10 protein-coding genes are annotated in these 14,223 nt (G+C 67.6%); all 10 read right to left on the bottom strand.

From position 1 onward, the window contains the following. Positions 1–398: 398 nt before the first annotated feature. Entirely contained in the window at positions 399–809 is a 411-nt protein-coding gene (locus tag ACWEO2_RS10520; RefSeq protein ID WP_452405045.1) for an SSI family serine proteinase inhibitor, read from the bottom strand. 94 nt (positions 810–903) lie between these two features. Next, positions 904–4,191, bottom strand: a complete 3,288-nt coding sequence (locus tag ACWEO2_RS10515) for a primosomal protein N' family DNA-binding protein (protein WP_452405140.1) — start codon at positions 4,189–4,191, stop codon at positions 904–906. 76 nt (positions 4,192–4,267) lie between these two features. After that, positions 4,268–5,482, bottom strand: a complete 1,215-nt coding sequence (gene metK / locus ACWEO2_RS10510) for a methionine adenosyltransferase (RefSeq protein WP_354950878.1) — start codon at positions 5,480–5,482, stop codon at positions 4,268–4,270. A gap of 286 nt (positions 5,483–5,768) precedes the next feature. After that, the gene (gene coaBC, locus ACWEO2_RS10505) at positions 5,769–6,992 is read right to left on the bottom strand and encodes a bifunctional phosphopantothenoylcysteine decarboxylase/phosphopantothenate--cysteine ligase CoaBC (RefSeq protein ID WP_452405044.1); all 1,224 of its coding nucleotides are present in this window, start codon (positions 6,990–6,992) and stop codon (positions 5,769–5,771) included. A gap of 50 nt (positions 6,993–7,042) precedes the next feature. Beyond that, on the bottom strand, positions 7,043–7,324 hold the full coding sequence (gene rpoZ, locus ACWEO2_RS10500) for a DNA-directed RNA polymerase subunit omega (protein ID WP_040692158.1): 282 nt from the start codon (positions 7,322–7,324) through the stop codon (positions 7,043–7,045). A gap of 59 nt (positions 7,325–7,383) precedes the next feature. Continuing rightward, entirely contained in the window at positions 7,384–7,968 is a 585-nt protein-coding gene (gmk, locus tag ACWEO2_RS10495) for a guanylate kinase (protein WP_452405043.1), read from the bottom strand. Between the two features lie 8 nt (positions 7,969–7,976). Then, on the bottom strand, positions 7,977–8,294 hold the full coding sequence (gene mihF, locus ACWEO2_RS10490) for an integration host factor, actinobacterial type (RefSeq protein ID WP_062993489.1): 318 nt from the start codon (positions 8,292–8,294) through the stop codon (positions 7,977–7,979). Between the two features lie 624 nt (positions 8,295–8,918). After that, positions 8,919–9,743, bottom strand: a complete 825-nt coding sequence (gene pyrF / locus ACWEO2_RS10485) for an orotidine-5'-phosphate decarboxylase (protein ID WP_452405042.1) — start codon at positions 9,741–9,743, stop codon at positions 8,919–8,921. Between the two features lie 28 nt (positions 9,744–9,771). After that, positions 9,772–13,080, bottom strand: coding sequence for a carbamoyl-phosphate synthase large subunit (carB, locus tag ACWEO2_RS10480; protein WP_452405041.1), 3,309 nt, complete (start codon positions 13,078–13,080; stop codon positions 9,772–9,774). After that, positions 13,080–14,201 carry a glutamine-hydrolyzing carbamoyl-phosphate synthase small subunit gene (gene carA, locus ACWEO2_RS10475; protein WP_452405040.1) on the bottom strand — a complete coding sequence of 374 codons (1,122 nt, stop codon included), beginning with the start codon at positions 14,199–14,201 and terminating at the stop codon, positions 13,080–13,082. The genes carB and carA overlap by 1 nt, the downstream gene beginning before the upstream one ends. Between the last annotated feature and the right edge of the window lie 22 nt (positions 14,202–14,223).

The raw sequence follows: 14,223 nt of genomic DNA, 5'->3' as shown, positions 1-14,223 counted from the left end.
CGCCGAAGGGGTAGGCCGGGCGCATCGAGCAGCCAGTCCACGCGCATGGTCACGCCCGAATCTGCCGTGCAGTCCATGATGCCCAGTTGGCGCGGACCGCAGCTGCTTTCGTCGGAGGATGTCGGTGCGGGGTGGCACCGCAACGGCTCTCGTACACGGTTCAGCTGCGGTGCGCTGGCCTCCCATGCGCGGGTTGCAGGCCGCGACTGTTCGGCGCCGCCAACGGTGGCCTGGCCTGCGAAAGCGGTCGGTTGGCGGAGGCCTTACGACAGCTCTCACACACGGTTCAGCCACGGCGCGCAAGCTGCACACTATGCGTGGCGACCACTGGCGGGTAGACGCCGCGTTGTGCAGTTAGAGGAATGCAGGAGGGATGCGGCCTAGCGCGGGGTGCCGGCTCAGCTGGTGAAGAAGTCGAAGAGTGGGGTGGTGGCGGCGCGTAGTTCGCAGCTGTTGCCGAAGGTCTTCTGCCACTGGAAGTTTCGGCCGTGCCAGGTACCTGCGGCCGTCGCGGTGACCGGGGCGTAGATCTTCATGCAGCGGACGCCGGGAGAACCCGCTAGTTTGTCGACAGCGCCATCGGCGGCCGTCAGCGCTGCACACGCCTCGCTCGCGGCGGGATGGCTACCGGCCGCCGGATCGCACGTCAGCGTGACCTGCTCCGCACTAGGACTCTGCGCATCGCCCTTGCTGACGCTCAGCGATACCTCGGACTGCTCGGGGTCCGCGCCTGCCGGTGCCGCTGACAGTGCGGCGGTGGCGATCGCAAGGCAGATGGTGGCGATGGTGCGAAGCGAGTTGGTGATCATCCGCCCCACTCAACCACAGCAGGCACGGCACCACGGTCGGTCGGCACAAGTCGGCACGTCGGCGACAGTTCACGCAGCAAATGGCGGGCGAGTGTCAGCCGATGTCGACCGGGTCGATTTGGACGCGGAGGGGGGCGTCGGAGCGATGGGTGCTGCGGATGGCCTGGGCGGCGGTGAGGGCGCGGGCGAGGGCGGCACCCGAGGCGCGGTTGACGCGCAGCAGCATGCGCTCGACCTCGGCAGGAGAATCGCCGCTGTCGAAGGGTTTGCGGGCGCCGGGCGGGAGTGGCACCGGGCCGAGTCGGTCGACACTATCCGGAAGCTTTGCGGCCGAGAGCAGTTCGGCGATCGAGTCGGAAGTGCCGTCGATGGCGGCCATGCGGACCGCGGGTGGGAAGCCGACCTCGGCGCGGCTCGCCACCTCGGCACGGGCATGGCCGACCGGATCCCAGCGCAGCAATGCCTGCACGGTCGGCAGCGAGGGTTCGGCCATGACAATGACCTGGCCGTGGTTGCGGACCAGGGCCGCTGCCGACATCCACCGGCGCAGCGTGTCCTCGCCGGCGCGCAGGTCCGCGCGGCTGAGCAGGGCCCAGCCGTCGAGCAGCAGCGCAACACCGTAGCCACCGGGCAGCACCGGTTCGGCGCCGACGGTCGCGACGATCACCTGCGGGCCCGGTTCCACCGTATCGAGGATCGCGCCGCCGCTGGATCCGCGAATCGGCACGCCGGGAAAGGCGCGACCGAGTTCCTCAGCGGTGCGCGCCGCGCCGATCACCACCGCGCGCAGCGCCCTGGAAGCGCAGGCAGGACAACGGAATGCGGCCTCGGTGATACCGCACCACCGGCATGCCGGACTGTGCGCGGTCTCGCCGCGATGCCCGGCTCGCCCATCCGGCAGGGCAAGTGGGCCGTTGCAGTGCCGACATCGCGCGGGCGTACGGCATTTCGCACAGGCGAGCGCCGGAATATACCCGCGCCGCGGCACCTGCACCAGGACCGCCGCCCCCTCCTTCAGCGCCGATCGCGCGGCGGCATATCCCACCGCGGGAATGCGAACGGCCCGCGCGACGGGATCGCGCTCCATCGCGATATCGGAGTCACCCGGTGCACTGATCCGCGGCGAAAGCTTGCGCACCACGGCACGATCGGCGATCAGATCGTGCGCCCACCCCGAGTCCACCACGGCCTGGATCTCCGCCGTCCGCGCAAATCCCCCCGCAACGAATGCCGCCCCGGTCTCATGCGCCCGCAGCATCGCGACCTCTCGCGCATGCGGATACGGCGCACGCGGCTCGGCATAGGTGTCGTCACCGTCATCCCAGATCGCGATCAACCCCAGATCATGAGCGGGCGCGAAGACCGCACTCCGGGTCCCGACAATTACCCGCGCGCTCCCCCGCAATGCAGCCAGCCACCGCCGATACCGTGCCGCCGGACCCAACCCCGCCGCCAATCCGACCGCCGAATCCCCAACCAGCCGAACACACTCCGCCAACACCCGATCCAGATCCCGCTGATCCGGCACCATCAGAATCGCACTGCGCCCCCGCCCCGCGACCACCGCGGCCAACTCCGCCAACCGCCGCGCCCAATCCTCCCCCGGCACCGCCTGCCACCCCGCCCGCACCCCCTTCCCCTGCCCCAGCGCACCGACAAACGCCCTCCCGTGGACATACCGCTCCCACGCATCCAAATTCACCGCAACAGCCCCGGACAGTCCCCCCGATTCGCGGCGCGCACCAGCACCCTGCACATCCGGTTCCACACTGCCCCCCACGGTTGTGCCCACCGCGGTATCGGACGAACGGTGCGCGCCGGGTGCCTTCCCGCCGCCCGCCACCGGAGCATCCGCCGAATCGGTCACCGCCACTACCGCATTCACCGGCATGGCGGGCTCGACCCCATCCGCCGCCGCACCGACAGCGTCAGCCGCCAGCGACGCATCGAACGATTCCGCGACCACAGCCGCGGCATCCACCCGTACGGCGGAATCGGCAGAGTCGGTCCCCGCCACCGCGGACACTGGTCCGCCCGCGACCGGAGCATCCGGCGAATCAGCCAGCGCCGCCACCACATTCACCACCGCAACGGACTCACTCACATCCGCCTGTGCACCTTCTCCGTCGGCCGCCGACCGCCCTTCGAATGAATCACCAACCCCCACTGCAGCATCCACCCCCACAGCTTCGGCAGCAGAGTCGACCGCCCCCACCCCAGATGCTGGGCCACTCACCGGTACAACCGGCGAACCGGCCAGCGCCACTACCGCATTCACCGATGCAGCTGACTCGCTCGCATTCGCCGATACACCTCCTGCGTCAGCCTCCACCGGCGCATCGAACGAATCAGCAACCGCCGCTGCAGCATCTACCTTTTCGGCAGAGTCGGTCCCCGCCGCCCCGAGCGCCGGACCGCTCGCCGGTGCAACCGGCGAACCAGCCTGCGCTGCCATCACATTCACCTGCGCAACGGGCTCGCTCACATCCGCCCGTGCGCCCACTGTGTCACCCATTGGCCGCGCATCGAAGGAATCACCGACCGCCGCTGCGGCATCTACCCCCACGCCAGAGTCGGTTCGCGGCGCCCCCGGTGCTGAGCCGGTCGCGGGCGCATCCGGCGAATCAGTCAGCGCCGCTACCGCATTCACCGCCGCAGCGGAATCGATCGCACCCGCTGATGCACCTCCGCCGTCAGCCTTCGGCGTCGCATCGAGTGAACCAGTGACCGCGGCTGGTGCATCTACTCCAACGGCGGAGGGGGCGGAGTCGGTCCCGGCCGCCTCTGATGACCCCGAATCGGAGGAGGCCCGTTGCGGGTCGGCACCCAACGGTGCGTCGCGTCGGGCAGCGGCGGATGGCGCATCGGGGACGGATGCACTCGATTCCGCGGTGGGATCGTCGACGAGTTCGCTGTCCAACGGCGCGCGCAAGGTGCTGGTTTTGGCGGCTCGACGCGGAGGCGTGGCCGAATCCTGCTGCGGCTCTTTGGATTCGGCTGACTTCTTCGGGCCACCGTTCTCGGTGCGCGCATGGCGGGGCGGGATGGCGAGGCGCAGGACGTCGGCGCGGGTGCCCGCGTAGCGGGCGGCTACCGAGGTGGCCAACCGAAGGATTTCCGGGGTCAAGACGCGTTCGGCGGAGACCACGCGTTCGAGTTTGACAATTTTCCCGGTGTGGTCGCTGTGCGACAGGCGGGCCAGGATGTAGCCGTCGACGAGGCGGCCCGCGAAACGGACGCGGACCCGAACGCCGGGTTGGGCGAGTTCGTCCAGTTCCGGGGGCACCAGGTAGTCGAAGTCGCGGTCCAGGTGCGCAGGCGACAACAGCGGGAGCACCCGTGCGATCGGATGTCCCGCTGTTATCGAATCGTGCGTTGCCATGACTGCGGCACCGGCGTCGGCGGAAGCCATGGCGGAGAGGTCCGTTGTGGGTTCGCGCACGCGGACCCCGATGTGCCTACAGTCCTACAGCCGCGCGCAACTTGTCGGCGCGGTCGGTGTGCTCCCAGGGCAGGTCGATGTCGGTGCGGCCGAAGTGGCCGTATGCGGCGGTCGGCGCGTAGATCGGCCGCAGCAGGTCGAGATCGCGAATGATCGCGCCGGGCCGCAGGTCGAAGACCTCGGTGATGGCCGTGGCAATGCGCGCCGGGTCGACCTTCTCGGTGCCGAAGGTCTCGACGAACAGACCGACCGGTGCGGCCTTACCGATGGCGTAGGCGACCTGAACCTCGACCCGGTCGGAAAGTCCGGCCGCGACGACATTCTTGGCAACCCAGCGCATGGCGTAGGCGGCCGAGCGGTCCACCTTCGACGGATCCTTACCGGAGAACGCGCCGCCACCGTGGCGGGCCATGCCACCGTAGGTGTCGACGATGATCTTGCGACCGGTCAGACCGGCATCACCCATCGGACCACCGAGCACGAACTTGCCGGTGGGGTTCACCAGCAGACGAATATTGGAGACATCCAGCGGCGCGGGCAGGTCGAGATCGGCGAGCACCGCGTCGACGACCTTCTCGCGGATATCGGGTGCCAGGAGGTTGTCCAGGTCGATATCGGCGGCGTGCTGGGTGGAGATCACCACCGTATCCAGGCGGACCGGGCGGTCGCCGTCATATTCGATGGTGACCTGAGTCTTGCCGTCGGGACGCAGGTACGGCAGCACACCGGACTTGCGAACCTCGGTCAGCCGACGCGAGAGGCGGTGCGCGAGCGCGATCGGCAGCGGCATCAGCTCGGGGGTGTCGGTGTTGGCGTAGCCGAACATCAGGCCCTGGTCACCGGCGCCCTGTCGTTCGATCTCGTCATGGGATCCGGCAGTGCGCGCCTCGTGCGAGGTGTCCACGCCCTGCGCGATATCCGGCGACTGCGCGCCGATCGCGATATTCACACCGCAGGAATTGCCGTCGAAACCCTTTGCGGACGAGTCGTATCCGATTTCCAGGACCTTTTCACGGACGATTTTGGGAATATCCGCATAGGCCGAAGTAGTGACCTCACCCGCCACGTGGACCTGACCGGTGGTCACGAGGGTTTCCACCGCGACCCGGCTACGCGGGTCTTCCGCGAGCAGGGCGTCGAGGATGGAATCGCTGATGGCGTCACAGATCTTGTCCGGATGACCTTCGGTCACGGACTCACTGGTGAAAAGGCGGCTGCCAGACGTGGGCACAGTTCTTCCCTCTCCCTCAACGGGTTACTCGTATCGAATTGCGACGGTAACGCGATGCGTCCACCACACAATCCTTCATCTCAGACTATTCCAAACCACCGACACGATGGAGCTGACGACAGGCAACTGTCTCAGACTATTGAATCCGTCAACGTGTCGGGCCGGGGCTCCAGCCTCCAACACGTCGACCAGTCCGGGTTGCGGTCGACCACCAGCCTAACCATGCATCGGCGGCGCTTCCACCAAATGTTTTCGGTGCAGGTATTTCCAAGCACCGCACCGGGTCTCAGCGCAGCAGCGGACCGAGCGCATCCAGCACCCGGCTGGCGAGCAACGCCTTCGACCCGTGATCGAGCGCCTGTTCGGTGCCGTCGGCGCCGAGTAGCCAGCCGTCGTTGGTATCGACCTCGAACGCCTTGCCCTCGCCGACCGCGTTGACGACCAGCAGATCGCAGCCTTTACGCGCCAGTTTGGCCCGCGCGTGCGTGAGCACATCGCCGTGCTCGTCACCGGTCTCGGCGGCGAAGCCGACGATCGCGGTTCCGGGCAGTTGGCCATCGCGGCGCGCCTGGACCAGCCCGGCGAGAATATCGTCGGTCCTGGTCAGCGGGATCATATCGGGCTCGTGTGCACCCTTTTTGATCTTGGCCGCGGCCACCGTTGTCGGCCGGAAATCGGCGACGGCGGCGGCCATGATCACCGCGTCCGCACCGAGCGCATGCTTCTCGACGGCGGTCTTGAGCTGTTCAGCGGTGGTGATGTGCACCAGATCGACGGCGGCGGGTGCGGCCATCTCGATCGTATTGCCCGCGATCAACGTCACGTGGGCACCGCGCTGCGCGGCGACCCGCGCCAGCGCGTAGCCCTGCTTGCCGGAGCTGCGATTGCCCAGGAAACGCACCGGATCCAGCGGTTCTCTGGTTCCGCCCGCGGTGATGACCACGCGGCGGCCCACCAGATCACGCGGGATGGCGTCGGCGCGTTCCAGCAGCAGCGTCGCGAGCCCGAAGATCTCCTCGGGCTCGGGCAACCGGCCGGGACCCGTGTCGGCGCCGGTCAACCGGCCCGACGCGGGTTCCATGACGATCGCACCGTGCGAGCGCAGCGCCGCGACATTGGCGACGGTGGCCGGATGCTCCCACATCTCGGTATGCATCGCGGGCGCGAACATCACCGGACATCGGGCCGTGAGCAGCGTGGCGGTGAGTAGATCGTCGGCGCGGCCGTGCGCGGCACGCGCCATCAGATCGGCGGTCGCCGGGGCGATGACCACTAGGTCCGCCTCCTGGCCCAACCGCACATGCGGCACCTCGGGTACATCGGTGAACACATCGGTGTGCACCGGGTTCCCGGACAGTGCCTCGAACGTTGCCTTGCCGACGAACTGCAGCGCCGACTCGGTGGGGATCACCCGCACCTGGTGCCCGGTTTCGGTGAACCGGCGCACGATCGAGCAAGCCTTATAAGCGGCGATTCCGCCGCCGACGCCGACGACGATCCGTGTGGTCACTACCCCTCCGGTGGGTGATCCCCGCCTGAGCGGGGAGTTCGACGAGCCTGCTATTCGCCTTCGGAGTGCTCGAGCAGGTCGGAGTGGATTTCCCGCATCGCGACCGAGAGCGGCTTTTCCTGCAGACCCGGCTCGACCAGCGGACCGACGTACTCGAGAATGCCGTCGCCGAGCTGGTTGTAGTAGTCATTGATCTGGCGGGCCCGCTTGGCCGCGTAGATCACCAGCGCGTACTTGGACGAGGTGCGCTCCAGCAACTCGTCGATCGGCGGGTTGGTGAGGCCGACCGGAGTGTCGTATGCGGGCGCGGGCTTGATGTCCGTACTGCTCACTTGTGTGGGCTCCTGCGGGGATCGGTTCTTCGGGCTGGGTTATTTCGAGCGTGTGCCTGTCACGAACTCGAATTTGTGCTAACGAACAACGATACCAACTGCTCACAGGCGCTGGTCACCTCGTCGTTCACTATGACGATGTCGAACTCGTCACAGGCCGCCAATTCGGTCCTGGCGGTATCCAACCTGCGTGCGATCACCTCGGGCGATTCGGTACCGCGCGAGGTCAGCCGGGATACCAATTCGTCCCAGCTGGGCGGGGCGAGGAAGACCAGCAGCGCCTCCGGGATGGCCTTGCGCACCGACCGCGCACCCTCGAGATCCACCTCGACGAGCACCGGCAGACCGGCCGCCATTGCGGTACGCACCGGTTCGGCTGGGGTGCCGGAGCGCTGAAGTCCCCCGTGGATATCGGCCCATTCGAGAAGTTCGCCCGCCTCGATCATGGCGTCGAACTCCGGCCGGGACACGAACCGGTAGTCGCGGCCGTCGACCTCCCCGGGCCGCGGGGCCCGGGTTGTCGCCGACACGCTGAAGACCAGTTGGGGAAGTCGCTCGCGGACGCAACGGACCACGGTCGACTTACCCACGGCCGAGGGGCCGACCAGTACAACCAGTCGACCCTTCCGCGTGTTTTCGACCACCTTGGTGGTCAGGCGAAGTCGAATCGGGCGAGCAGCGCCTTGCGCTGCCGATCACCCAGTCCGCGCAGCCGCCGGGTGGGGGCGATCTCCAGCTCGCTCATGATCTCCGCCGCCTTGACCTTGCCCACCTTGGGCAGGGCCTCCAGCAGAGCCGACACCTTCATCTTGCCGAGGATCTCGTCGGTTTCGGCGTCGGTGAGGACCTGCTTCAGGTCGGTGCCGCCACGCTTCAGGCGCTCCTTGAGCTCCGCCCGAGCACGGCGAGCGGCAGCCGCCTTCTCCAAAGCAGCGGCGCGCTGCTCGTCAGTCAGCTGGGGAAGGGCCACGGTTCCTCCGTCTCATCGTTCATTGCATCAACTCCTGCCGGTAACCCAGCAGTCCCAGCGACCGTACCCACGACGTTCTTCGATTGCGAACCCACCCCCCAGGTCAGCGCATGATTCGCCGATATCGTAGGGGTGGGCGCGGCGGGATGCGCACAGCGCGTCGATCGCTGCGGTGATCCTACCGCCGAAAGCTCGAAATGCCCCACGAGCAGGGGTTTTTCATCGATTCACTCGGTTAGCGGAGCGATAGCGGCGACAACCCGCACCGCGCCAGCAACCGGTCGCTCGTCCGACCTGGAAGTTTCTCGGATTTTTCCGCGTGTCGCGTTGTTCTTGCGCGTGTCGGACGCGCGAATCGACCGATTTCGAGTCTTCCGGCCCTACCAGCGATCGCTCGAAGAGTGGCACGGTGGGCATGAGCGGCACTCTGTGCCGTGCCAGCGCGGCCCGTGATCGATCAGAACGCCGGGTCGGCCATCGGTGTGCCAGATGGCGGGGAAAACGGCGCAGCGGGGCGCACAGCTGTTCGATATGACACGTCATCTCCGCTCAGCCGACACCCCCACCCCGGAAATGCAGAATGGACCGACGCCGAAGCGCCGGTCCACCGTCATCATTGCCGCGTTATCGCCGCAGGAAGGCGAACTCCTCCTGCAATGCGCTCGCCTTGGCACGCAGTGCCGATACGGACGGGCCGTGGCGCAGCACCTCGCGCGAGGCATTCGGCACAACCGCGTGCAGTTGCTGATCCGAGACCAGCTCACGCACGGTTTCCGGGCCGCCGCCCTGCGCGCCCACGCCCGGCATCAGGATCGGACCGTTGAGCGCCGCGAGGTCCGGCGCCTCGGTGAGTGTGGCTCCGAGCACAATGCCGACCGAACCGAACTCCTGCCCCGCATTGCACTGCGCCGCCGCGTCGACCATCGTCTGCGCCACCGTGCGACCGTCCGCCGCCAGCGCCCGTTGCACCTGCGCACCTTCGGGGTTCGAGGTGGCGGCGAGCACGAAGACACCGCGGCCGTTCGCCTGCGCCTGCGTCAAAGCCGGTGCGAGGGAACCGAATCCGAGATACGGCGAGACCGTCACCGCATCCGATCCGAGCGGGCCGTCGGCGAGCCAGGTGCGCGCGTAGGCGGCCATGGTGGAGCCGATATCGCCGCGTTTGGCGTCGGCCAGCACCAGGGTGCCCGAGGCGCGCAGCACCTCGATGGTGCGCTCCAGCACCGCGATGCCACCGGAACCGTAGGCCTCGAAAAAGGCGACCTGCGGTTTGATCAGCGCGACCTCACCGTCGAAGGCCTCGACGCAGATCTCGGCGAACTTCTCGACACCGTCGACATCGTCGGTGAGGCCCCAGGACTCGAGCAGGCCCGGATGCGGATCGATGCCGACGCACAGTGGCCCGAAATGCCGCATGGCGTGCTGCAATCGGGCACCGAATGTCTTCATCGCCGCACCTCCCTCGTCCGTCGCCGCCTCAGCCACGCAGCACCGAATGCAGTTCCTGCAGTGAGCGCACCCCGATGCCGCCGTTGATACTCGCCTCGATGCCCTGCACCGCGGCGGCCGCACCCTGCACCGTGGTGATGCACGGGATGTTCACGCCCACCGCAGCGGTGCGGATCTCGTAGCCGTCCACGCGCGGCCCGGAGTTGCCATAGGGGGTGTTGAACACCATGTCGACCTCACCGTCGCGGATCTGCTCCACAATGGTTGGCTGGTCGGCCGGACCGTCCTCGGAGTGCTTGCGCACCTGTTCGCAGGGAATTCCGTTGCGGCGCAGCATTTCCGCCGTGCCCTCGGTAGCCAGGATCCGGAAGCCGAGATCGTTGAGGCGCTTGACCGGGAACACCATCGCGCGCTTGTCCCGGTTGGCGATCGAGACGAAGACGGTGCCCTCGGTCGGCAGCGAACCGTAGGCCGCGGACTGGCTTTTGGCGAAGGCGGTGCCGAAATCGGCGTCGATGCCCATGACCTCACCGGTGGACTTCATTTCGGGCGAGAGCAGCGAATCCACACCGCTGCCGTCGGCCTTGCGGAACCGGTGGAACGGCAGTACCGCTTCCTTGACCGCGACCGGCGCGTCGAGCGGCACGTGGCCGCCATCGCCCTCGGCGGGCAGCATGCCCTCCTTGCGAAGTTCGGCGATGGTCGCGCCCATGGTGATCCGCGCGGCCGCCTTGGCCAGCGGCACCGCCGTGGCCTTGGATACGAACGGAACCGTCCGGCTCGCCCGCGGATTCGCCTCGAGCACGTAGAGCACATCGTCCTTGAGCGCGTACTGCACATTGAGCAGGCCCTTGACGCCGATGCCCTTGGCAAGCGCAATGGTGGAGCGGCGCACCGCCTCGATATCGCTGCGGCCCAAGGTGATCGGCGGCAGCGCGCAGGCGGAGTCGCCGGAGTGGATGCCCGCCTCTTCGATGTGCTCCATCACACCGCCGAGGTAGACCTCGTCACCGTCGCAGAGCGCGTCGACATCGATCTCGATGGCGTCTTCCAGGAAGCGATCGACCAGCACCGGATGTTCCGGGCTGAGCTCGGTGGCCCTGGAGATGTAGCCCTCCAGCGAGGCCTCGTCGTAGACGATCTCCATGCCACGCCCACCGAGCACATAGGACGGGCGCACCAGCACCGGGTAGCCGATGCTCGCGGCGATCTTCTTGGCCTGCGCGAAGGTGGTCGCGGTGCCGTACTTCGGCGCGGGCAGACCCGCGGCGACCAGCACATCGCCGAATTCGCCTCGGTCCTCGGCCAGGTCGATGGCGGCGGCACTGGTGCCGACCACCGGTACACCGGCGTCGGTGAGGCGCTGCGCCAGCCCGAGCGGGGTCTGCCCGCCGAGCTGCACGATCACACCGGCGACGGTGCCGGACTCGGTTTCGGCGTGGTAGACCTCGAGCACGTCCTCGAAGGTCAGTGGCTCGAAGTAGAGCCGATCGGCGGTGTCGTAGTCGGTGGAGACGGTCTCCGGATTGCAGTTGACCATCACCGTCTCGTACCCGGCCTGCGACAGCGTCTGCGCCGCGTGGACACACGAGTAGTCGAACTCGATGCCCTGACCGATGCGGTTCGGGCCCGAACCGAGGATGATCACCTTCTCGCGCTCGCGCTGCGGCGCGACCTCGGACTCGGCGGCGGGGTCGAGTTCGTAGGTCGAGTAGTGGTAAGGCGTCTTGGCTTCGAATTCGGCGGCGCAGGTGTCGACGGTCTTGAAGACCGGACGGATATCGAGCCGGTGACGCAGGGCGCGCACGCCGGTCTCGCCCGCCAATTCCGGTCGCAGCGCGGCGATCTGGCGATCGGAGAGGCCGTAGTGCTTGGCGCGGCGCAGCAGCGCTTCGTCGAGCACGGGTGCGTCGATGACCTCCCGGCGCAGTTCGACGAGCCCGGCCACTTCCGCGACGAACCAGGGGTCGATACCGGAAGCCTTGGCAACGTCCGCGATGCTGGCCCCCAGCCGCAGCGCACGCTCGACCTGGTAGATGCGTCCCTCGGTCGGGGTGCGCAGGTCTTCCAGGACGGCTTCGGTATCGGTCCACTTGCCGTCGTCCTGGGTCCAGAAGCCCGCGGCCTTGGTCTCCAGCGAGCGCAGCACCTTACCGAGCGCCTCGGCAAAGTTGCGGCCCAGCGACATGGCCTCGCCGACCGACTTCATGGTGGTGGTCAGCGTGGCATCGGCACCCGGGAACTTCTCGAACGCGAACCGCGGTGCCTTGACGACCACATAGTCCAGGGTCGGCTCGAAACAGGCCGGGGTTTCCTTGGTGATGTCGTTGACGATCTCGTCCAGGGTGTAGCCGATGGCCAGCTTGGCTGCGATCTTGGCGATCGGGAAACCCGTTGCCTTGGAAGCCAATGCGGACGAGCGCGAGACCCGCGGGTTCATCTCGATGACGATCAGGCGCCCGTCGGCCGGGTTCACCGCGAACTGGATATTGCAGCCGCCGGTGTCGACGCCGACCTCGCGCAGAATGTCGATGCCGAGGTCGCGCAGCCGCTGGTATTCGCGGTCGGTGAGGGTCATGGCCGGGGCGACGGTGACCGAGTCACCGGTGTGCACGCCCATCGGGTCCACATTCTCGATCGAGCAGACCACCACGACATTGTCGCGGCCGTCGCGCATCAGCTCGAGTTCGTATTCCTTCCAGCCCAGGATGGATTCCTCGATGAGCACATTCGCGGTGGGCGAGGCGGCCAGACCGCCGCCCGCGATGCGATCGAGGTCCTCATGGTTGTAGGCCATGCCCGAGCCGAGGCCGCCCATCGTGAACGACGGCCGCACGACCACCGGAAAGCCCAGTTCCGCAACGGTGTCGCGGACCTCTTCCATGGTGTGGCAGACCCGGGAACGCGCGCTCTCGCCGCCGACCTTGGCGACGATGTCCTTGAACTTCTGCCGGTCCTCACCGCGCTGGATGGCCTCGAAGTCGGCGCCGATCAGCTCGACGTTGTACTTCTGCAGCACACCGCGTTCGTGCAGGGCGACGGCCGTGTTCAGCGCGGTCTGCCCGCCCAGGGTGGCGAGAATGGCGTCGGGGCGCTCCTTTTCGATGACCTTCTCGACGAACTCCGGCGTAATCGGCTCCACATAGGTGGAATCGGCGAATTCCGGGTCGGTCATGATGGTCGCCGGGTTGGAGTTCACCAGCGATACCCGCAGGCCCTCGGCCCGCAGCACCCGGCACGCCTGGGTGCCGGAGTAGTCGAATTCGCAGGCCTGGCCGATGACGATCGGGCCAGAGCCGATCACCAGGATGTGCTTCAGATCCTCGCGGCGAGGCATCAGGCTCCTTCCATGAGACCGGCGAAACGGTCGAAGAGATAGGCGGCGTCATGGGGTCCGGCGGCGGCCTCCGGGTGGTACTGCACCGAGAACGCGCGGCCGTTCACCAGGCGGACGCCCTCGACAGTGCCGTCATTGGCGCAGATGTGGCTCACCTCGGCCTTGCCGAACGGGGTGTCGAATTGCTCGCCCCGCTCACCTTCCAGTGCGAAGCCGTGGTTCTGCGCGGTGATCGAGATCCGCCCGGTCCCGTGCTCGACAACCGGGATATTGATACCGCGGTGGCCGAACTTCATCTTGTAGGTCTTGCGGCCGAGGGCGCGGCCGAGGATCTGGTTGCCGAAGCAGATGCCGAACAGCGGCAGGCCCTGCTCCAGCACCCCCTGGGTGATCGCGACCGCACCGTCCTGGGTGGCCGGGTCACCGGGACCGTTGGACAGGAAGACGCCGTCCGGCTTCAGCTCCCGGATCTGGTCCAGGGTGACGGTCGAGGGCACCACGTGCACCCGCATGCCGCGCTGGGCGAACATGCGCGGCGTGTTGGTCTTGATGCCGAGATCGACCGCGACCACGGTGAAGCGCCGGTCACCGCTCGGTTCGATCGTGTACAGCGCGTCGGTGCTGACCTCTTCGGCCAGGTCGGCGCCGAGCATCGAGGGCTGGCCGTTGACGCGGGCCAGCAATTCATCGGCGTCGGCCAGCGCCGCGCCGGAGAAGATGCCCGCCTTCATCGAACCGCGGGTGCGCAGGTGGCGCACCAGCGCGCGGGTGTCGATGCCCGCGATGCCGACGACGTGCTGGCGGTCCAGCTGGTCCTGCAGGGTGCCGGTGGAGCGCCAGTTCGACGCGACCCGCGAGGCGTCGCGGACCGCGTATCCGGCGACCCAGATCTTGGCGGATTCGTCGTCCTCGTCGTTCCAGCCGGTATTGCCGATCTGCGGGGCCGCGGCCACCACGATCTGGCGGTGATAGCTGGGGTCGGTGAGGGTCTCCTGGTACCCGGTCATCGCGGTGCAGAACACCGCCTCACCGAGTGTTTCGCCAACAGCGCCGAAGGCCGTGCCGCGGAAAACCCGGCCGTCCTCGAGCACCAAAGCTGCCTGTTCTTGCCCTCCCGCCACCCGGCCACCGCCCCCCGTCGAA

The organism is Nocardia sp. NPDC004278 (genome assembly GCF_053602975.1).
Note: the sequence above shows the minus strand (reverse complement) of the source record. Positions and strands in the feature narration are given on the sequence as shown.